Annotated in this window: 10 protein-coding genes, 2 tRNA genes and 3 rRNA genes; 14 read left to right on the top strand and 1 reads right to left on the bottom strand. The window is 45.3% G+C overall.

The annotated features are described in order from the left end of the window. Positions 1-150 precede the first annotated feature (150 nt). From gmk to mfd, 14 genes are all read left to right on the top strand, one after another. Entirely contained in the window at positions 151-777 is a 627-nt protein-coding gene (gmk, locus tag AB3F25_RS02225) for a guanylate kinase (RefSeq protein ID WP_373603899.1), read from the top strand. A 63-nt stretch (positions 778-840) separates the two neighbouring features. Next, positions 841-1,107 (top strand): DNA-directed RNA polymerase subunit omega, encoded by a 267-nt coding sequence (gene rpoZ / locus AB3F25_RS02230; RefSeq protein ID WP_373603900.1) that lies wholly within the window; start codon positions 841-843, stop codon positions 1,105-1,107. A 96-nt stretch (positions 1,108-1,203) separates the two neighbouring features. Next, positions 1,204-3,315, top strand: a complete 2,112-nt coding sequence (gene spoT, locus AB3F25_RS02235) for a bifunctional GTP diphosphokinase/guanosine-3',5'-bis pyrophosphate 3'-pyrophosphohydrolase (protein ID WP_373603901.1) — start codon at positions 1,204-1,206, stop codon at positions 3,313-3,315. Next, positions 3,312-5,393 (top strand): ATP-dependent DNA helicase RecG, encoded by a 2,082-nt coding sequence (gene recG, locus AB3F25_RS02240; protein ID WP_373603902.1) that lies wholly within the window; start codon positions 3,312-3,314, stop codon positions 5,391-5,393. Before spoT ends, recG begins: the two co-directional genes overlap by 4 nt. 27 nt (positions 5,394-5,420) lie before the next feature. Continuing rightward, complete coding sequence (murI, locus tag AB3F25_RS02245; protein ID WP_373603903.1) at positions 5,421-6,230, top strand: glutamate racemase; 810 nt, start codon at positions 5,421-5,423, stop codon at positions 6,228-6,230. Positions 6,231-6,572: 342 nt separating this feature from the next. Beyond that, positions 6,573-8,113, top strand: a 16S ribosomal RNA gene (locus AB3F25_RS02250). 77 nt (positions 8,114-8,190) lie between these two features. Further along, positions 8,191-8,267: transfer RNA gene (locus AB3F25_RS02255), tRNA-Ile, on the top strand. A gap of 43 nt (positions 8,268-8,310) precedes the next feature. After that, positions 8,311-8,386, top strand: a tRNA-Ala gene (locus tag AB3F25_RS02260). A gap of 276 nt (positions 8,387-8,662) precedes the next feature. Continuing rightward, positions 8,663-11,559 (top strand): 23S ribosomal RNA (locus AB3F25_RS02265). Positions 11,560-11,731: 172 nt separating this feature from the next. Then, positions 11,732-11,847, top strand: a 5S ribosomal RNA gene (gene rrf / locus AB3F25_RS02270). Together the 16S, 23S and 5S rRNA genes with 2 tRNA genes alongside form the textbook arrangement of a ribosomal RNA operon. 310 nt (positions 11,848-12,157) lie before the next feature. Then, on the top strand, positions 12,158-13,996 hold the full coding sequence (locus tag AB3F25_RS02275) for an ATP-binding protein (protein ID WP_373603904.1): 1,839 nt from the start codon (positions 12,158-12,160) through the stop codon (positions 13,994-13,996). Positions 13,997-14,288: 292 nt separating this feature from the next. Next, entirely contained in the window at positions 14,289-16,136 is a 1,848-nt protein-coding gene (locus tag AB3F25_RS02280) for a tRNA(Met) cytidine acetyltransferase TmcA (protein WP_373603905.1), read from the top strand. A 14-nt stretch (positions 16,137-16,150) separates the two neighbouring features. Beyond that, complete coding sequence (locus tag AB3F25_RS02285) at positions 16,151-16,321, top strand: DUF5363 family protein (RefSeq protein WP_373603906.1); 171 nt, start codon at positions 16,151-16,153, stop codon at positions 16,319-16,321. 90 nt (positions 16,322-16,411) lie between these two features. Beyond that, the gene (mfd, locus tag AB3F25_RS02290) at positions 16,412-19,852 is read left to right on the top strand and encodes a transcription-repair coupling factor (protein ID WP_373603907.1); all 3,441 of its coding nucleotides are present in this window, start codon (positions 16,412-16,414) and stop codon (positions 19,850-19,852) included. A 149-nt stretch (positions 19,853-20,001) separates the two neighbouring features. Here mfd and glnE read toward each other — a convergent pair whose 3' ends face one another. Continuing rightward, the gene (gene glnE, locus AB3F25_RS02295; RefSeq protein WP_373603908.1) at positions 20,002-22,947 is read right to left on the bottom strand and encodes a bifunctional [glutamate--ammonia ligase]-adenylyl-L-tyrosine phosphorylase/[glutamate--ammonia-ligase] adenylyltransferase; all 2,946 of its coding nucleotides are present in this window, start codon (positions 22,945-22,947) and stop codon (positions 20,002-20,004) included. Between the last annotated feature and the right edge of the window lie 3 nt (positions 22,948-22,950).

The following is a 22,950-nucleotide window of genomic DNA, read 5'->3' on the forward strand; positions in this document are numbered from 1 at the left end:
AGGATAAAACTAGAAATGCGACTTATTTTTGTGATCTAAGTCAAAATCGTTCCAGGTTTTAAAACCTGGTTAAAATTACCCGCACTTTTAATGCTTTTTTCTTAAATAATCGGCATAATAGTCGGTAAATTTTAACGAAAGGTTTAAACAGTGTCTCAAGGCAATTTATATATTCTTTCAGCTCCGAGCGGTGCTGGTAAATCCTCTTTGATTTCCGCCTTATTGGAACGTGATTCCTCCACTCCAAAAATGGTGTCGATATCTCATACCACTCGGGCGCCGCGACCGGGCGAAAGTCATGGCGTGCATTATTATTTTGTGTCAAAAGCGGAATTCGAATCTTTAATTGAACAAGATTTGTTTTTAGAATATGCCACGGTTTTCGGCGGTAATTATTACGGTACTTCGTTGCCAGCGATTGAGCAGAATCTAGCGAAAGGCATCGATGTATTTTTAGATATCGATTGGCAGGGGGCGCAACAGATTCGTGAAAAAGTACCTTCTGTAAAAAGTATTTTCATTTTACCCCCGTCTTTGCCGGAACTGGAGCGCCGTTTGATTGGTCGTGGGCAAGATAAGGACTACGTGATTGCTGAACGCATGGCAAAAGCAAAAAATGAAATTTCGCATTATGACGAATATGATTACGTCATTGTGAACGATAATTTCGAGCAGGCGTTAGGCGATTTGCAAAGCATTTTGCGTACGGAACGTTTAACTAAAACTTATCAACAAACAGCGAATGCGGTGCTATTAAATCAACTACTGGATAAGTAGTATTAGATTTAGTATCATGAGCCGCTTTGTAGAAAACACTTTAAAAAAATCGGAGAATAGAATATGGCACGCGTCACAGTGCAAGATGCAGTAGAAAAAATTGGTAACCGTTTTGATTTAATTTTAACGGCTGCCCGTCGAGCAAGACAATTACAGTTACATCAACGCGAGCCGTTAGTGCCGGAAGATAATGATAAGCCGACTGTAATCGCATTGCGTGAAATTGAAAAAGGCTTAATTACGAACGATATTATGGATGTACAAGAGCATCAAGAAATCGTCGCGATTCAACACGCGGAAGAAGCTGCGGTGGCATTGATTACAGAATAAAATAATGACGTTAATTACCGAATAATCAAATAAAAGTGCGGTTGATTTCAACCGCATTTCTTTTCTATCCATTCAACTGAAAAAGTCAGGTGTCCTTTGGAACTGTTTGCAGATTTAGATCGAATCATTCAAGGGTATTTGCCCGCAGATAAAATTGAATTAGTCAAACGCGCATTTGTTATCGCACGCGATGCGCACGAAGGGCAATTTCGCTCAAGTGGCGAACCTTATATTACTCATCCCGTTGCGGTGGCGTCGATTATCGCAGAAATGCATCTGGATCACGAAGCCGTGATGGCGGCCTTGTTGCATGATGTCATTGAAGACACGCCTTACACCGAACAACAGCTGAAACAAGAATTCGGCGCCAGCGTTGCCGAAATTGTGGACGGCGTGTCGAAGCTTGATAAATTAAAATTCCGCACTCGCCAAGAGGCGCAAGTAGAAAATTTTCGTAAAATGATTTTGGCGATGACGCGCGATATTCGAGTCGTATTGATTAAATTAGCCGACCGTACTCATAATATGCGTACACTCGGCGCATTACGTCCGGACAAGCGCCGTCGCATTGCTAAAGAAACGCTGGAAATTTATTGTCCATTGGCGCATCGCTTGGGCATTGAACACATTAAGAACGAATTGGAAGATCTTTCCTTTGAAGCCATGTATCCGCACCGCTATGAAGTGTTGAAAAAGTTAGTGGATACGGCGCGTAGCAATCGTCAAGAATTAATCGAACGCATTTCAAACGAAATCAAAGCGCGCTTGGAAAACGCTGGAATTTTCGCCCGTGTATGGGGACGAGAAAAACATCTTTACAAGATTTACCAAAAAATGCGTGCGAAAGATCAGGAATTTCATTCCATTATGGATATTTACGCGTTCCGCATTATTGTGAAAAATGCGGACGATTGTTATCGCGTATTAGGACAAATGCATAGTCTTTATAAACCGCGTCCGGGGCGTGTAAAAGATTACATTGCGGTGCCGAAAGCTAACGGTTATCAATCTTTGCAAACATCGATGATTGGCCCGCACGGCGTGCCGGTGGAAGTGCACATTCGCACGGAAGAGATGGAACAAGTGGCAGAAATGGGCGTAACCGCCCATTGGGTGTACAAAGAAAGCGGCAAAAATGACAGTACAACTGCGCAAATTCGTGCGCAACGTTGGTTACAAAGTCTGGTGGAAATTCAACAAAGTGTCGGCAATTCCTTTGAATTTATCGAAAACGTCAAATCCGAATTTTTCCCGAAAGAAATTTTTGTATTTACTCCAAAAGGCCGAATCGTTGAATTGCCGAAAGGAGCGACCGCCGTGGATTTTGCTTATGCCGTACATTCTGACGTGGGGAATAGTTGCGTGGGCGTAACTGTTGAGCACAAACCTTATCCTTTATTCAAAGCGTTAGAGTCGGGCCAAACCGTTAATATTATTACGGATCCGAATGCGCATCCGAAAGCCGCGTGGTTAAACTTTGCAGTTACGGCGCGCGCAAAAACTCGCATTCGCCATTATTTGAAACAACGCTGTAAAGATGATGCGGTGCGACTCGGGGAACGCGAATTGAGCACCGCATTGGAACCGCACACCTTGGGCGATCTTGCAATGGAGCGAATTCAAAAGGTATTAGACAAACTGAAATTATCTTCGACGGATGAACTATTACGTGAAATTGGTTTGGGCAATCAACAGGCTGTAGCCATCGCGCATCAATTAATCGGCGAACCGATGAAAGCCAATGGAAATGACCAAGCAACGCCACTTTCAAATACGCTTATTGTTGCGCCGACATTAACGGCAAACGCGCAGTTCGCACAATGTTGCCATCCTATTCCCGGCGATCCGATAATGGGACAAAGCATGGCAAATCATGGTTTGCTGATTCATCATCAACATTGCGGCAATCTCAAACAAAATCGACACTTGATGCAAGCTAAATGGGAAAATGTGCAAAGTGCGGCCAATTTTGACGCTGAATTGCAAATCGAAATCCTAAATGAACAAAATGCTTTACCGAGTTTAATGACTGCGATTACCGCAAGCGAAAGCGGAATCCAAAATATTTGGACAGAAGAACTTGAGAGCAATTTGTTATTGGTAATTTTGCAAATTAGTGTAAAAGACACCAAACATCTAGCGAATGTTGTTCATCGCATTAAAGGCATCACCGGTGTGGTGAACGTAAAACGTAATATTAACGAATGAATGCACGGCTTCTCAATGCGGTGCCATTGACGACACTCACCGGCGTGGGCGCAGCGATTTCCGATAAACTTGGTAAACTCGGCATTCATAACTTGCAAGATTTGTTGTTCCATTTGCCGATTCGCTATGAAGATCGTACTCGCATCACGCCGATAGCGCAGCTCCGCCCGGAGCAATATTTTACTATTGAAGGCATGGTGCAAACCTGTGAAGTAACTTTCGGTCGCCGCCCCATTTTGTCCGTTGGTTTATCCGATGGCACCTCAAAAATTATGTTGCGTTTTTTCAATTTTAACGCGGGCATGCGCAACAGTTTTCAAATTGGCGAACGCGTGAAAGCGTTTGGCGAAGTAAAGCGTGGCCGCTTTATGGCGGAAATTCACCATCCTGAATATCAAATCGTCCGCGATAAAGCATCGCTTGAGTTGGAAGAAACGCTGACACCGATTTATTCGACCACCGAAGGGCTCAAACAAAATTTATTACGAAAATTAATGGATCAAGCATTGGCGCTGCTTGACAACGTGCAGATTGCGGAAATTTTGCCTCATGAATTAAATCCGCATCAGTTCAGTTTAAAAGAAGCGCTTCATTTACTACATCGTCCACCGCCAGACATTTCGCTTGAAATATTAGAACAAGGCAAGCATCCCGCTCAACAAAGACTGATTTTTGAAGAATTGCTCGCACATAATCTCGCCATGCAAAAAGTTCGATTGGGAATGCAGCAGTTTTTAGCTTTACCTTTGCGAGATCAAACGGATTTAAAACAACGATTTTTAGCCGGCTTATCTTTCCGTCCCACTGAGGCGCAAACGCGCGTGGTCGGCGATATAGAACAAGATCTAGCGAAAAATTTCCCAATGATGCGTCTGGTGCAAGGCGATGTGGGATCCGGTAAAACGTTGGTCGCTGCGTTAGCTGCCTTGACTGCGATTGATAATGGTAAACAAGTGGCGTTAATGGCACCGACAGAAATTTTAGCCGAGCAGCATGCCGATAATTTCCGCCATTGGTTTGAACCTTTGGGTATCAATGTGGGTTGGCTTGCCGGAAAAGTAAAAGGCAAGGCGCGCCGGGCAGAGCTTGAAAAGATCAAGAGTGGTGCGATGCAAATAGTAGTCGGCACGCATGCGCTTTTCCAAGAGGGCGTGGAGTTCGCTGAGCTTGCCTTAGTTATCATTGACGAACAGCACCGCTTTGGAGTTCACCAACGCTTGATGCTACGCGAAAAAGGAGAAAAAGCAGGATTTTATCCGCATCAACTGATTATGACTGCAACGCCGATTCCGCGAACTTTAGCAATGACGGTGTATGCGGATTTGGACACATCAATTATTGATGAATTACCGCCGGGTCGCTCGCCAATTACTACGGTCGTTATTTCGGAAGACCGTCGTGCCGAAATCGTGGAGCGAGTGAAAGAAGCCTGTGTGAAGGAAAGGCGACAAGCCTATTGGGTATGCACGCTGATTGATGAATCGGAAGTGTTGGAGGCGCAAGCCGCTGAAGCTATTTGCGAAGATTTAACGAAAGCTTTGCCGATGTTGAAAATTGGCTTAGTTCATGGGCGCATGAAAGCGCAAGAAAAGCAGGTTGTGATGAGACAGTTTAAGCATGCCGAACTGGATGTTTTAGTTGCCACAACAGTCATTGAAGTCGGGGTGGATGTACCGAATGCGAGTTTAATGATTATTGAAAATGCCGAACGGTTAGGATTATCACAACTTCATCAATTACGCGGACGCGTGGGGCGTGGAAGCACCGCATCTTTCTGTGTTCTGATGTATAAATCGCCACTTGGAAAAATTTCTCAAAAACGCTTGCAAGTATTGCGCGATAGCCAAGATGGCTTTGTGATTTCGGAGAAAGATTTGGAAATTCGCGGGCCGGGTGAGGTGCTTGGTACAAAGCAAACTGGTGTGGCGGAATTTAAGGTAGCGAATTTAATGCGCGATCGCAAAATGATTCCAATGGTGCAGCATTACGCAAAAGTGCTAATTCAGAAATATCCCGATATAGCGGATTGTTTGATTCAACGTTGGCTGAATAATAAGGAAATTTACTCGAACGCTTAAGCGTGTGATCGGTTTTGGAAAAGTTTTATGGCGATAAAAAAACAACCTACAGTACTTTTTTTTGATTCTGGTATGGGCGGATTAAGCGTTTACAAAGAAGCTAAAAAATTGTCACCCGATTGTCATTATTTGTATTGCTTTGACAATGCAGGCTTTCCTTACTCCGAGAAGTCAGAAGAGGAAATTATTGCGCGTACGTTAAATGTCTGTCAGAGCATTAATGAGAAATTTCCGCTTGATGCTATCGTAATTGCCTGTAATACCGCCAGTACCGTCGTATTGCCGCCTCTGCGCGAAAGATTTTCTATTCCGGTCGTTGGTACGGTGCCAGCTATTAAGCCGGCTGCGCAAAGATCACAAACAAAACATATTGGATTATTAGCGACTAAAGGTACGGTAAAACGGGAATATGTAAACGATTTAATTGAGCGTTTCGCACCGCATTGCAAGGTTGAAAAATTAGGCTCGACAATATTGGTGGAAATCGCCGAACAGAAAATTCAAGGACAATCGGTCGATCTTATCGCTTTGAGTAACGAGCTTAAGCCTTGGAAAAATATGGCGGATTTAGATACGATTTGTTTAGGTTGTACGCATTTTCCACTGATTAAAGATGAAATTCAAATTTGCTTGCCGCAAGTGAGAAATTTTATGGATCCTGGCTACGCGATTGCAAAACGTTTAAAACATTTGCTTGAGGACGCTGAAATAAATTCAGAAAAAAGACTGCCACAAGTTAATCAAGTTTTTAGCACAAAAGAACTGGAAAATCCGGAGAAATTAAAATCAGCGTTATTATTGTGGGGATTTAAGGAATTAAACTTGTTGAATGAGTGAATATTTTATCGTTTTGGTGTTTTTGTAGGCAAAAAGTAAGTTTTTTTCAATTTTTTTTGTAAAAAGTGCTTGCGCGAGGTTAGAAAATTCCTATAATACGCGGCACACAACGACGCATGGTTGTGAAATAGTCAAATTTACACATGCGTCGTTGTTTTTTGCTCTTTAACAACGAATCAGACAATCTGTGTGGGCACTTGTTGATTGACTTGTTTTAAAACTATTTTTAATTTTGAAGTCTTAATAGGTGCTAACTAGAAATTCATAAAACTTACTTTTAATTTAATTTATAAGTAGAGAAGCGAAAACTTTTAGCAAGCAGAATATTGAGCGATTGAACTTGAATTGAAGAGTTTGATCATGGCTCAGATTGAACGCTGGCGGCAGGCTTAACACATGCAAGTCGAACGGTAGCAGGTAAGTACTTGTACTTATGCTGACGAGTGGCGGACGGGTGAGTAATGTTTGGGAATCTAGCTTATGGAGGGGGATAACGACGGGAAACTGTCGCTAATACCGCGTAGAATCGGAAGATGAAAGTGCGGGACCTTAGGGCCGCATGCCATAGGATGAGCCCAAGTGGGATTAGGTAGTTGGTAGGGTAAAGGCCTACCAAGCCTGCGATCTCTAGCTGGTCTGAGAGGATGGCCAGCCACACCGGGACTGAGACACGGCCCGGACTCCTACGGGAGGCAGCAGTGGGGAATATTGCGCAATGGGGGCAACCCTGACGCAGCCATGCCGCGTGAATGAAGAAGGCCTTCGGGTTGTAAAGTTCTTTCGGTGTTGAGGAAGGTTGTTGTGTAAATAGCGCAACAAATTGACGTTAAACACAGAAGAAGCACCGGCTAACTCCGTGCCAGCAGCCGCGGTAATACGGAGGGTGCGAGCGTTAATCGGAATAACTGGGCGTAAAGGGCACGCAGGCGGCTATTTAAGTGAGGTGTGAAAGCCCCGGGCTTAACCTGGGAATTGCATTTCAGACTGGGTAGCTAGAGTACTTTAGGGAGGGGTAGAATTCCACGTGTAGCGGTGAAATGCGTAGAGATGTGGAGGAATACCGAAGGCGAAGGCAGCCCCTTGGGAATGTACTGACGCTCATGTGCGAAAGCGTGGGGAGCAAACAGGATTAGATACCCTGGTAGTCCACGCTGTAAACGCTGTCGATTTGGGGGTTGGACTTTAAGTTTGGCGCCCGAAGCTAACGTGATAAATCGACCGCCTGGGGAGTACGGCCGCAAGGTTAAAACTCAAATGAATTGACGGGGGCCCGCACAAGCGGTGGAGCATGTGGTTTAATTCGATGCAACGCGAAGAACCTTACCTACTCTTGACATCCATGGAATCCTGTAGAGATACGGGAGTGCCTTCGGGAACCATGAGACAGGTGCTGCATGGCTGTCGTCAGCTCGTGTTGTGAAATGTTGGGTTAAGTCCCGCAACGAGCGCAACCCTTATCCTTTGTTGCCAGCGCGTAATGGTGGGAACTCAAAGGAGACTGCCGGTGACAAACCGGAGGAAGGTGGGGATGACGTCAAGTCATCATGGCCCTTACGAGTAGGGCTACACACGTGCTACAATGGCGTATACAGAGGGTAACGAAGCTGCGAGGTGGAGTGAATCTCAGAAAGTACGTCTAAGTCCGGATTGGAGTCTGCAACTCGACTCCATGAAGTCGGAATCGCTAGTAATCGCGAATCAGAATGTCGCGGTGAATACGTTCCCGGGCCTTGTACACACCGCCCGTCACACCATGGGAGTGGGTTGTACCAGAAGTAGATAGCTTAACCGCGAGGGGGGCGTTTACCACGGTATGATTCATGACTGGGGTGAAGTCGTAACAAGGTAACCGTAGGGGAACCTGCGGTTGGATCACCTCCTTACCAAAAATGAGCGACAGCGAGTGTTCACACAGATTGTCTGGTGTATTGTAGACAAATGAGCAGAAGAAACTACCCTTGGGTCTGTAGCTCAGGTGGTTAGAGCGCACCCCTGATAAGGGTGAGGTCGGTGGTTCAAGTCCACTCAGACCCACCACTCTGACGAGTGAGTGAAGTGGAAGCGGTAGTGATGATGAAATGGGGATATAGCTCAGCTGGGAGAGCGCCTGCCTTGCACGCAGGAGGTCAGCGGTTCGATCCCGCTTATCTCCACCAGTTATCATCGTTAAGTAAATTTTAAAATGTACTATAAGTTTCAAAATATAGTAAAAGTTTATTTAACGATAATAACTAAAAAATTTTATCAAACTGTTCTTTAAAAAATTGGAAACAAGCTAAAAACGAGAGATTTTCGAAAGAAAGTCTGAGTAAAACAAAATAACGACATGTTTTGTTAAAAACTCTGAATTGAACAAAAGCAATTTAAGAGTGTTAGTTGAATTAAAGATAGCTATTAAATGCAAATCGTAAGAAGAGCATTTGAGGTTGTATAGTTAAGCGACTAAGCGTACAAGGTGGATGCCTTGGCAATCAGAGGCGAAGAAGGACGTGCTAATCTGCGAAAAGCTTGGATGAGTTGATAAGAAGCGTTTAATCCAAGATATCCGAATGGGGCAACCCAGTGGGTGAAGAGCCCACTATCAACGAGTGAATACATAGCTTGTTGAGGCAAACCGGGAGAACTGAAACATCTAAGTACCCCGAGGAAAAGAAATCAACCGAGATTTCGTCAGTAGCGGCGAGCGAAAGCGAAGTAGCCTGTTAATGATAGCGACAGAGACAGAGGAATGTGCTGGGAAGCACAGCGACACAGGGTGATAGCCCCGTACTCGAAGTCCAGGTCGTGGTACTAAGTTAACGACAAGTAGGGCGGGACACGTGATATCCTGTTTGAAGAAGGGGGGACCATCCTCCAAGGCTAAATACTCCTGATTGACCGATAGTGAACCAGTACTGTGAAGGAAAGGCGAAAAGAACCCCGGTGAGGGGAGTGAAATAGAACCTGAAACCTTGTACGTACAAGCAGTGGGAGCCCGCAAGGGTGACTGCGTACCTTTTGTATAATGGGTCAGCGACTTATATTTTGTAGCGAGGTTAACTAAATCAGGGAGCCGAAGGGAAACCGAGTCTTAACTGGGCGAAGAGTTGCAAGGTATAGACCCGAAACCCGGTGATCTAGCCATGGGCAGGTTGAAGGTTGGGTAACACTAACTGGAGGACCGAACCGACTAATGTTGAAAAATTAGCGGATGACTTGTGGCTGGGGGTGAAAGGCCAATCAAACCGGGAGATAGCTGGTTCTCCCCGAAATCTATTTAGGTAGAGCCTTGAGCGGACACCTTCGGGGGTAGAGCACTGTTTCGGCTAGGGGGCCATCCCGGCTTACCAACCCGATGCAAACTACGAATACCGAAGAGTGATACTCAGGAGACACACGGCGGGTGCTAACGTTCGTCGTGGAGAGGGAAACAACCCAGACCGCCAGCTAAGGTCCCAAAGTCTATATTAAGTGGGAAACGAAGTGGGAAGGCTTAGACAGCTAGGATGTTGGCTTAGAAGCAGCCATCATTTAAAGAAAGCGTAATAGCTCACTAGTCGAGTCGGCCTGCGCGGAAGATGTAACGGGGCTCAAATATAGCACCGAAGCTGCGGCATCAGGCGAAAGTCTGTTGGGTAGGGGAGCGTTGTGTAAGCGGACGAAGGGAGTTCGAGAGGGCTGCTGGACGTATCACAAGTGCGAATGCTGACATAAGTAACGATAAAACGGGTGAAAAACCCGTTCGCCGGAAGACCAAGGGTTCCTGTCCAACGTTAATCGGGGCAGGGTGAGTCGGCCCCTAAGGCGAGGCTGAAAAGCGTAGTCGATGGGAAACGGGTTAATATTCCCGTACTTGGTAAAGCTGCGATGTGGGGACGGAGCAGGTTAGGTTAGCGTGCTGTTGGATATGCACGTTTAAGTTGGTAGGTGGGAAGTTTAGGCAAATCCGGACTTCTTTAACACTGAGAGATGATGACGAGGCTCTACGGAGCTGAAGTAACTGATACCACACTTCCAGGAAAAGCCACTAAGCGAAAGGCTTTACTAAACCGTACTGAAAACCGACACAGGTGGTCAGGTAGAGAATACTCAGGCGCTTGAGAGAACTCGGGTGAAGGAACTAGGCAAAATAGCACCGTAACTTCGGGAGAAGGTGCGCCGGCGTAGATTGTAATCCCTTGCGGATGAAGGTTGAACCGGTCGAAGTGACCCGCTGGCTGCAACTGTTTATTAAAAACACAGCACTCTGCAAACACGAAAGTGGACGTATAGGGTGTGATGCCTGCCCGGTGCTGGAAGGTTAATTGATGGTGTTATCGAAAGAGAAGCACCTGATCGAAGCCCCAGTAAACGGCGGCCGTAACTATAACGGTCCTAAGGTAGCGAAATTCCTTGTCGGGTAAGTTCCGACCTGCACGAATGGCATAATGATGGCCAGGCTGTCTCCACCCGAGACTCAGTGAAATTGAAATTGCCGTGAAGATGCGGTGTACCCGCGGCTAGACGGAAAGACCCCGTGAACCTTTACTATAGCTTGACACTGAACATTGAATTTTGATGTGTAGGATAGGTGGGAGACTTTGAAGTCGTCACGCCAGTGATGATGGAGTCGACCTTGAAATACCACCCTTTAACGTTTGATGTTCTAACGAAGCGCCCGGAACGGGTGTTCGGACAGTGTCTGGTGGGTAGTTTGACTGGGGCGGTCTCCTCCCAAAGCGTAACGGAGGAGCACGAAGGTTTGCTAATGACGGTCGGACATCGTCAGGTTAGTGCAATGGTATAAGCAAGCTTAACTGCGAGACGGACAAGTCGAGCAGGTACGAAAGTAGGTCATAGTGATCCGGTGGTTCTGAATGGAAGGGCCATCGCTCAACGGATAAAAGGTACTCCGGGGATAACAGGCTGATACCGCCCAAGAGTTCATATCGACGGCGGTGTTTGGCACCTCGATGTCGGCTCATCACATCCTGGGGCTGAAGTAGGTCCCAAGGGTATGGCTGTTCGCCATTTAAAGTGGTACGCGAGCTGGGTTTAGAACGTCGTGAGACAGTTCGGTCCCTATCTGCCGTGGGCGTTGGAGAATTGATTGGGGCTGCTCCTAGTACGAGAGGACCGGAGTGGACGCACCGCTGGTGTTCCGGTTGTGTCGCCAGACGCATAGCCGGGTAGCTAAGTGCGGAAGAGATAAGTGCTGAAAGCATCTAAGCACGAAACTTGCCAAGAGATGAGTTCTCCCACACATCAAGTGAGTAAGGGTTGTTTAAGACTAAGACGTAGATAGGCGCGGTGTGTAAGTGGTGTGAGCCATTGAGCTAACGCGTACTAATTGCCCGAGAGGCTTAACTATACAACGCTCAAATGTTTTTAGGAGAGCAGTGAAGCTAACGAAAAAAACGAAACGAAACAAAACAGAATAAAAGTTTAGCTTGTAGCCAATAAAAGTGCGCATAAAGCATAAAGACGACAAAGACCAAGACATAAAGCTAACGTTCAAGGTCTAAAGTCTAAAACCGAATAATCCTGGCGGCGATAGAGCGGTGGTTCCACCTGACCCCATACCGAACTCAGAAGTGAAACGCCGAAATGCCGATGGTAGTGTGGGGCTTCCCCATGTGAGAGTAGGGCACCGCCAGGTAGATATGAAAGGAACCCCGGTCAGAAGGCCGGGGTTTTTTATTGGCGAAAAATCGCAAAAGGGGAGAAAGACAAATAGCCGAAGATAAACGGCCCAAGACAAGTGGCTGAAGACAAGCGGTCGTGAAGCGCAGCGAGGAAACGGAAATGCGGCATTCTTCATATTCATCGCATAAACAAATCACCAAGCCGCTCCAATGCGGTGCTCAAACCGATGTTTAATTCTGTGGTTTACCTAATATAGAAGTTACCCCCCATCATTACTGTGAAAATGTTAGAATAACTCAACTCCTTCATTTCATTTTACCTCTATGAAAAACTTAAAATATTTTGCACGTCGCTATGTAGATTGGGTAATTCGGCTCGGTCGCGTTCGATTCTCTTTACTCGGCCTGGTTATTTTGGCGGTCTTAGCATTAAGTGCACAAATTTTATTAAGCTTTTTTATTACCAATCAAATTGATTGGCGGGATGTGGTTCGCTCTATTATTTTTGGTCTTTTTACCGCGCCTTTTGTCATTTATTTTTTCACGCTTTTAGTCGAACAATTAGAGCGATCTCGCCTTGACCTTTCTAAAACGGTTTCTCGTTTGCAAAATGAAATTTTGGAGAGAATTCAAGCGGAGCAGAAACTTTCCATTGCGCTTAATAATTTAGAAAAAAGTAACCGGGATAAAGGTACTTTACTTGCAACTATTAGCCACGAGCTGCGCACACCGCTTAACGGAATTATCGGGTTGAGTCGTATTTTATTAGATGATCAACTTTCGGCACAGCAGCGTAATTACCTTAAAACCATCAATATTAGCGCGGTTAGTTTGGGATATATTTTTAGCGATATTATTGATTTGGATAAATTTGATACTCAACGGTTAGAACTTAATTTCCAGCCGACGGATTTGAATTCGCTGTTAAATGATATTCAGAATTTTGCCATACTGATGAGCGAACCTAAAAATCTTCAGTTTTCTTTGGAAATTACTTCAGAATTACCGGACTCGCTTTATTTGGATCGTGCAAGATTAAGTCAAATTTTGTGGAATTTGATTAGTAATGCGGCGAAGTTTACTGAAAAAGGCAAAATTACTTTGCAGGTTAGCGCTCCGGAAAACGACGTTTATCAATTTAGCGTAATCGATACGGGAAGCGGTATTGCGCCATGCGAGTTAGATAATATTTTTAAAATGTATTATCAAGTTAAGGAAAACGCAAATCGCTCTTCCGGTAGCGGGATTGGTCTTGCTATCTCAAAAAATTTGGCACGTTTAATGGGCGGCGATTTGCATGTAAAAAGTCGCCTTGGTAGCGGCTCCACTTTTGATTTAACCATTCGTGCCAAAAAAAGCGAACCAATAAGGGATAATTCGCTGTTACAGTCGTCATTGCATTTGTCGGTGTTGCTTGTGGAAGATATCAAACTCAATGTTATCGTGGCAAAAAGTGCACTGGAGAAATTAGGGCATCATGTGGACGTGGCGATGAATGGGCAGGAAGCAATTTATTTATTTGAGCGTAATACTTACGACATTGTTTTATTAGATATTAAATTACCCGATATGTCGGGTTTTGATATTGCCGAGCATTTCCGTCAGAAATATGAGGACGGCATTTATGATTTTCTTCCGCCACTTGTAGCTTTTACCGCAAATGTGATGCAAACCGAGCAAGAATATCTGGCCAAAGGGCTGGATGCGGTGCTGCGCAAGCCACTCGCCTTAGGAGAACTGCGGCATTGTTTATATCGTTTTTTTGCCGAGGAAATGGAACCTTCTTCTGTACAAACGGCATTTACGGATAAAAGTCAGCATCAAACTCTAAACACGGAACTTATCGGCTTATTAGGTAAAACGCAAATGGCGCAGAATTTGGCATTATTCAAACAAATGATGCCAAATTATTTAAGTGAATTGCACCAAACTTTTAACGCTTATCGACAAAATCATTATTTAGCCGAACAAGTGGCCGATCTCGCCCATAAAATTAAAGGCGCGGCGGCATCTGTGGGCCTGTTAACCGTTCAAGGTTGGGCGGAGAAAATGCAGCATAATGAAGCCGAAGATTGGCGTTGGAGCATCGAATTATGGCTTAATAAATTGGATGAAACTTGGCAAGACAATGTGAAGGAATTAGAAGATTATTTAAACATCTAGAAAATAGCCACATTTTTTAGAGCAAAAAATAGTTATTTTTTAAGTACCTTCTACTTTTCATCTAAAAATAAGGGTTTGATGCGCTTTTATTATTTAATCCATGAAAGTATTACGCAAAGAATACCCATCCACTAGCCAAAATACTCAAGTCGAATAAACCAAAAATAATTACCATTAGGTTGACAGCCTGCTTTGATCGAAACAAATGTTACGTCGTGGAGTCCTTGTACTTCGCCGTTTTTTGCTAGCTAAAATTTTCGCTGAAATGAGAAGAATTTGTTGAGGATTCTTTATGTCACGCCAATGCCAGTTGCTTATTGCTCAGAATTTACCCGAAAATTTGCCGCCTGACGTATTGGTTGTCGGGGAATCGGGCGTGCCTTTTGCGAAAACGGTAAATTTGCTTGGGCAAGAATTTGCGCACATTTTGTTTGATGCGCGCCAAGGCATTCATTTAGAAGCGCTCGCTATTGCTGCCGGTACATTAAAAAGGGGCGGTACGCTTTGCTTGTTGTTAGCGGATTGGGCGAATTTAGCATGCCGGCCGGATCAAGATAGCCTGCGTTGGAGCGGCAAGCAACAGGCTATTGCCACACCAAATTTTATTCGCCATTTCAAACAATGCGTGACGCGCTACGGCTTCCCCGTGTTGACGGCGTTCAATGCGGTGCTATTTCGGCAATCCGATTATTCGGAAAATGTAAGCCGGCACGCGACGGCGGCCCAGCAAAAAATTATCGAACAGATTTTGCAAAAAAAGCACGATCTGTATTTTCTCACAGCCAAACGAGGACGCGGTAAATCCGCGCTGTTAGGTATTCTGGCCGATCGACTCAAAGCACCGATTTTTTTGACTGCTGCGAATAAAAATGCGGTCGAAACCTTACGCAATTTTGCCGCAAGCGACCCGCAATTTATCGCACCGGACGAGTTGAGCGCACGCCTGCGACAAGATCCGGCGTTTAGCAAAAATGCTTGGCTTTTTGTGGACGAGGCCGCGATGATTCCGCTTGCGCAGTTGCAAGGATTTGCGCGACATTTTCAGCATATTTTATTCAGTACCACGATCCATAGTTACGAAGGTACGGGACGCGGTTTTGAAGTCAAATTTAAGCAAAAAATCGACCGCACTTTTTTGTCTTTCGAACTGCAACAACCACTGCGTTGGGCTGAAAATGACCCGCTCGAACTTTTTATTGAAGATCTGCTGCTTTTGAATGCGGAAGAGGCATTTGGGCGACTTGATTATGCGCGGCAAACGGATATTCATATTCATGAAATTTCTCAAAGCAAATTAGTAAAATCGCCCGAATCTTTTTACGGTTTGATGAGCCTTGCGCATTATCGCACTTCACCGATTGATCTTCGCCGCTTATTAGACGGTCGGAAACAACGTTTTTGTCTGGCCGAATGCGACGAAAAGTTGCTCGGTGCAATTTGGGCGTTAGAAGAGGGCGAAATACGAGACGAATACCTGCTCGAGCAAATTCGACGAGGCAAACGTCGCCCTAAGGGCAATTTAGTACCGCAAGCGTTGTGTTTTCACGAAAATTTACCGCAAGCTTGCCGTTTGCGTTCGCTACGGATTTCACGTATCGCAGTAGCACCGCATTGGCAACGGCAGCACATCGGGCGTAAGCTGGTCGATTCGATCGAATGTCGCCATACCGATTTTCTTTCAGTAAGTTTCGGCTACACGGAGCAACTCGTCCGTTTTTGGCTTCAATGCGGTTTTATTTTGGTACATTTAGGCGAGCATCAAGACGCGAGCAGTGGCTGTTATTCTGCCATCGCCTTAAAAGGGCTTTCCGCACAAGGCGCGGAATTGGTACGAGTCGCCGAACGACAATTTCGGCGCAATTTGCCTTTGTCTTTTCATCCTCTTGCGGCGAACTTGGCTTCGGGTGAAACGGATTGGACCCTAAACGAAACGGATTGGCAAAGCCTAAAAGACTTTGCCAATTTCCATCGAACGTTGTTTTCCGTGCAACCGGCAATTCGTCGTTTGTTAAACCGTTTCGGCGAGCGAAATTTTCCGCACATTTTTGCCTATTTAACAAAAAAACAACTTCCGTTTAACAAGAAAAAAAGCGTAGAATACCTTCGTTTAGAAATTAAACAATTTTTACTGAAGAAATAATAAAAGGACCCTTTATGACTGAACAAATTGAAAAACCAAAAGGCTGGTTTAAGCGCGCTTTGGAAAAATACGACAATTTCATCAAAGCCTATGATCTTGATTCACCGAGCTGTTGCGGCGTGCCGAAAATGCGTGAAGATGAAAACGGAAACTTAAAAAAGGAAGATTCGCTTTTCAAAAAATAACCTGTTTTTATATACAGACTTTGGCTTGAATCCCATATTTTAATTCAGTAAACTATGCGTCAATTTTTATTCAAGATTGACGCATTATTTATGAATACCGCTTTTTTCCCCCTCGATCTTCCTACCGAACCGAATGATCATAAAATTTTAGGTAACGTGCTGCAGGGCGCCGATGCATTGGCGATTAGCGAAATCGCCGAGCAAAATGCGGGGCTGACGGTAGTGGTTACGCCGGACACCCGAAGCGCGCTGCGTTTATCGCGCGTATTAGCAGAATTAAGCTGCCTGGACGTGCGTTTATTTCCCGATTGGGAAACCTTGCCTTACGATACTTTTTCGCCCCATCAAGAAATTATTTCCTCGCGTTTGAGCGCCCTGTTTTATTTACAACAGGCCAAAAAAGGCATTTTTTTATTACCGATCGCCACTTTGATGCAACGCCTTTGCCCGCCGCAATATCTGCAACATAATGTTCTGTTGATTAAAAAAGGCGATCGTCTTGTTATCGATAAAATGCGTTTACAACTGGAAATGGCAGGTTATCGCGCGGTGGAGCAAGTGCTGGAACACGGTGAATATGCGGTGCGTGGTTCATTGCTGGACCTTTTCCCGATGGGAAGTGTGCAGCCTTTTCGGTTAGATTTTTTTGACGATGAAATTGATTCTATCCGTACCTTTGACGTGGATACTCAGCGTACGCTGGATGAAATTCAGTCCGTCAATTTATTGCCTGCGCATGAATTTCCAACGGACGATAAAGGCATCGAGTTTTTCCGGGCACAATTTCGAGAAACTTTCAGCGAAATTCGTCGTGATTCGGAACATATTTATCAACAAATCAGTAAAGGCACATTGATTTCCGGTATCGAATATTGGCAACCGTTGTTTTTTGCGGAAATGGCGACCTTGTTTGATTATTTGCCGCAGCAGACTTTGTTTATCGATATAGAAGGTAATCAAGAGCAAGGGGAACGTTTTTATCGCGATGCGGCACAGCGTTATGAACAGCGCAAAGCGGATCCAATGCGCCCGTTGCTGGCTCCGCAAAAATTGTGGCTGAATGTCGATGAAGTGAATCGCAAACTCAAATCTTATCCTCGTATTAGCTTAAAAACGGAAAAAGTGCGCTCATCTGTCCGCCAGAAAAATTTACCGGTAACAGCATTGCCGGAAGTGACGATTCAATCGCAACAAAAAGAACCGCTTGGGCAACTTCGTCAATTTATCGAACAATTTAAAGGCCATATTTTGTTTTCCGTGGAAACGGAAGGCCGCCGCGAAACCTTGCTGGATTTGCTTTTACCGTTAAAACTCAAGCCGAAACAAATAAAATCGCTTGCTCAGGCAGAACAAGAAAAATTTAGCCTGTGGGTAAGTTCGCTCGAACAAGGTTTTATTATTGAACAAACGCCGTCGCTTGCGATTATCGGCGAAGCGAATTTGCTTGGTGAACGCGTGCAACAACGCAGCCGCGATAAACGTAAAAGCGTTAATCCCGATACGCTGGTACGCAATCTTGCAGAACTGAAAATCGGTCAACCGGTGGTGCATTTGGATCACGGCGTGGGACGTTACGGCGGTTTGGTAACGTTGGATACTGGCGGTATCAAAGCGGAATATTTACTGCTCAATTATGCGAATGAATCCAAACTCTACGTACCGGTGACTGCGCTGCATTTAATTAGCCGTTATGTCGGCGGTTCGGACGAAACTGCGCCGTTGCACAAACTCGGTAATGAGGCTTGGGCAAAATCGCGCCAAAAAGCAGCGGAGAAAATTCGCGATGTGGCGGCGGAATTACTGGATGTGTATGCGCAGCGTGCGGCGAAGAAAGGCTTTGCATTCAAATATGATCGTGAAGAATTTCAACAATTTGCTGCGACTTTCCCGTTTGAAGAAACCCATGATCAAAAAATGGCTATCAATGCGGTGCTCTCGGATATGTGTCAATCAAAAGCCATGGATCGCCTTGTGTGCGGCGATGTGGGGTTTGGCAAAACCGAGGTGGCGATGCGCGCCGCATTTTTAGCTGTAATGAATCATAAACAAGTCGCCGTATTGGTGCCGACCACGCTGTTGGCACAACAACATTACGAAAATTTCAAAGATCGTTTCGCCAATTTACCGGTGAATGTGGAAGTGCTTTCTCGTTTTAAAACCGCTAAAGAACAAAAACAAATTCTGCAAAATTTATCCGAAGGCAAAGTGGATATTTTAATTGGCACGCATAAATTAATTCAGTCCGATGTAAAATTTAGTGATTTGGGCTTGTTGATCATTGATGAAGAGCACCGCTTTGGTGTCGGACAAAAAGAGAAAATTAAACAACTGCGCGCAAATATTGATATTCTCACACTCACAGCGACGCCGATTCCACGTACGTTGAATATGGCGATGAACGGCATTCGTGATCTTTCGATTATTTCCACGCCGCCGGCGCGTCGTTTGAGCATTAAAACTTTCGTGCGCCAAAAAGATGATCTCGTAATACGCGAAGCAATTTTGCGCGAAATTCTGCGCGGCGGACAGGTTTATTATTTGCATAATGATGTGGCGAGTATTGAGAATACCGCCGAACAACTTGCCGCACTGGTGCCGGAAGCGCGCATTGTCGTCGGGCACGGACAAATGCGTGAACGCGAGCTGGAACGCGTAATGACTGATTTCTATCACCAACGTTATAACGTGCTAGTGTGTTCTACGATTATCGAAACCGGCATCGACGTGCCGACTGCAAATACCATCATTATCGAACGAGCCGATCACTTCGGTTTGGCGCAGTTGCATCAATTGCGCGGACGGGTAGGGCGTTCTCATCATCAAGCCTACGCGTATTTGCTCACACCGCCCCCGAAAATGATGACGAAAGATGCGGAGCGTCGTTTAGATGCGTTGGAAAATCTGGATAATCTTGGCGCCGGCTTTATTCTTGCCACTCACGATTTAGAAATTCGTGGCGCCGGTGAATTGCTTGGTAACGAACAAAGCGGTCAAATTGAAAGCATCGGTTTTTCGCTTTATATGGAATTGCTCGACGCAGCGGTGAAAGCTTTAAAAGAGGGGCGTGAACCATCGTTGGACGAATTGACACAGCAACACGCAGACATTGAATTACGCATTCCGGCGCTATTGCCGGAGGATTATTTAGGCGACGTGAATATGCGCTTATCCTTCTATAAACGTATTGCCGCTGCAGAAAGTAAGCAAGAGTTGGATGAGCTGAAAGTGGAATTGATCGACCGCTTCGGTTTATTGCCGGAAGCAGCGAAAAATCTGTTACAAATCGCTGAATTGCGTTTGCAGGTTGAACCGCTCAAGGTATTGCGCATCGACGCCGGTACGCAAGGCGGTTTTATCGAATTTGCACCGAGCGCTAAGGTAGATCCGGAAAAATTTATTCGGTTGATTCAAAAAGAACCGATTGTGTATCGTTTTGACGGGCCGCTGAAGTTTAAGTTTATAAAAGATTTGACTGAAAGCCAGGTGCGATTGGCGTTTGTGGTGGAATTAGTAAAAACGTTAGTCGAATAGTTTGCATTCGGTTTTATTGTACTCTCGAAATAGCACCGCATTGGAACGGCCTTCAATGCGGTGCTGTTTTTGATATCCGATGCATGGTTTTGATTCACCAATCGTCCGGCGCGTTTCTGCGGATTGGAAATCTTATGCTGGATTCTATGTTATGCATTAAATAAATTTTGCCAGAAATTGCGGATAAATTTCCTTTCTTTGCTAAATTCATAATGCGCAACCACGGGCGGCTTGCCTAATAAATTCAAATGGTGAATGGTATTGCGCAAATCCACGTAACATTGCTTTAATGCATCGCAATCTTCTGCGCTAATGATGTTTGCCGTCGCCATTGAGTCAAAAATACGTACGTTATCCGACCATTTGGTCAGCTTCGGATCTTGCGGTGCGTTCGCCAACATTAAATATTGTGCAATAAACTCAATATCGGTAATTCCACCGCGATCGATTTTAAGATTAAATTCGTTGGTTTGAGAATGAGACAAATGGCTAAACATTTTTTCTCGCATTTCAGTGACATCTCGTTTCAGTTCGGCAATATCGCGCGGAGCGGAAAGTACTCGTTGTCGAATATTTTCAAATTTTTCCCGTAACGCGTTTTCACCGAATACCGCTCGGCTTCGTACCAAGGCTTGTTTTTCCCAGGTCCAGGCTTCATTGAGTTGGTAATTTTCAAAGGCGCTAAGCGAGCAACCGAGCAAGCCGGCATCGCCGGACGGCCGTAAGCGCATATCCACCTCGTACAGTACGCCGGCGCTCGTATTAAGGCTAAAAATGCTGACGATTTTTTGAGCTAATCGAAGATAGAATTGGTTACTGTCGATGACTTTTTTGCCGCCGACGGTTTCGCCTTCTATCGCGTCATAAAGAAAAACCAAATCCAAGTCTGATTTATAGCCTAATTCGATGCCGCCGAGTTTGCCGTAGCCGATTACAAGAAATCCTTTTTCTTCACCCTGCAAATGTTGAGGCGTACCAAATCTTGCGGAAACCTGTTTCCAAGCTAAATTAACCACCGCTTCAATAATGGCTTCTGCCAAATAAGTGAGATGGTCGCTCACTTTCATCACCGGCAAGGCACCTAAAATATCCGCCGCGGCGACGCGCAGTAAAATTGCCTGTTTGAATTGACGCAGTGCATCAATAAATTGTTCTTCATCGTCAGGCGGCAGACGCAACAAATATTGTTGCAGTTCGGCGGGATAGCGGGAAAACGGCAACGGATTGCGCAAACTGTCGGAATTTAGCAATTCGTCCAGCAAAATCGGGTGCCGCGCTAATTGATCGGCAACCAATTGCGATTGTGCGCATAAATCGATCACTTGTCGCAAAGCTTGCGGGTTTTCCTGTAATAATTCGAGGTAAGTGGTGCGGCTGGAAATTTTCTCGATAATATGCAGTATGCGCGGCAGTAAAGCGCGGTAATGTGCTTGTTTGAAAATCAAGGAAAAAAGCGTTGGCATTAAATGCCCCAAGACTTCGCGTCCACGCGCCCCGATTACACGGCGGTTCAAACTTTCTTTGAATTGCGCCAATTGTTCCAGAATTTCGTGCAAATGGTCCGGCTGAACGCCGCTTTCTGCTAACATTTGTTCGATTTCATCGAAATTCGCTTCGAGAAAATCTTGCCATTGATTCTCTGCGTTCGGATTCTCGCTTTCTTCGCTGCCGATTAGTTCCTTGAAAACCGACCGCACTTTTCCCTGCATTTGCTGCAAAATGCGGTAAAAATCTTGCCAATCTTTTATTAAATAGGTTTTTTCCACTGCATTGCCCGTCTCGTCCAGACAGCAAAAACGGCGGCAACTTTCAATTAAACGAAGGCGATCCGTATCGTTTGTCGGCAGCGTTTGAGTTTGTCGGTCGTTAATCGCTTGCAGCACATTTTCCACGCGACGTAGGAAAAGATAACTTTCCCGCAAGTCTTGAGATTGAACCTGCGAAATCAAACCGAGTCGGGCGATTTCCGGTAATAATTTAAGCAACGATGGTTGTTGCAGAGCGATTTCCCGCCCGCCACGAATCAATTGAAATACCTGCACGATAAATTCCACTTCGCGAATACCGCCCGCACCGAGTTTGATATTGTCTTTTAAGCCACGACGGCGCACTTCGCGTTCAATTTTGCCTTTCATTTCGCGCAGTGATTGGATCACACTGAAATCGATATAACGACGATAAACGAAAGGGCGCAGCATTTTTTGCAAATAAGCCGCATGCGGATCGCCTTCCTGTGCACCTAAAACACGGCTTTTTATCATTGCGTAACGTTCCCAATCGCGTCCTTGATCTTGATAATATTGCTCCATTGCGGCAAAACTTAACGCCAGTGCGCCGCTCTCGCCGAACGGACGCAGCCGCATATCCGTGCGATATACGAAACCGTCAGGGGTGAATTCATCCAGCGCGCTGATTAAACGCTGTCCGAGGCGGGTAAAAAATTTGTGATTATCAACGGGTTTGCGGGCATTCGTGCCTTCAATGCGGGTCTCTCCGAGAGAAGGATAAGTAAAAATCAGGTCGATGTCGGAAGAAAAATTTAGCTCAAAGCCGCCCAATTTTCCCATGCCGAGAATATAAAGTTGCTGCGCGTTGCCTTGTCCGTCCACAGGCACGCCCATTTCGTCGCAGGCTTGCCGATAAAGCCAATTGCGTGCGCCGATAATCAGACTTTCCGCCAATTGGGAAAGACGCACGAAAATTTGTTCTACGCTCGCTAAGTTTAAACTTTGGCAAAAACTCAGTTTTGCCATTTCCGTATTGCGAAATACGCGTAAGGCGTTATTCAATGCGGTGCTGTTGGCGACTGTCGCCAGTCGGGCATTTAAGCGTGTCGAATATTCGTCGCAAGCGGCAAAAGTCGGGCTGTGTTCCCACCATTGCGCAAGCAGGTGCGGCTGTTTTTGCAGGACGTTTTCCACAAAATCGGACATCGCCACCGCATAGCCTAATCGTCCGATGGGATGATTTTCGTCAAAAGCGTATTGTTGAATGTGTTGATTAAGTTGATGCGCGTCGATTTCGGGAAAAGATTGGCATAAAAGGGTACCGAGCGCGTGGAGTTTTTGTTCGATAAGGGTGGAAAATACGGCCATTAT

It is taken from the genome of Aggregatibacter sp. HMT-949, assembly GCF_041734645.1.
GTDB lineage: Bacteria > Pseudomonadota > Gammaproteobacteria > Enterobacterales > Pasteurellaceae > Rodentibacter.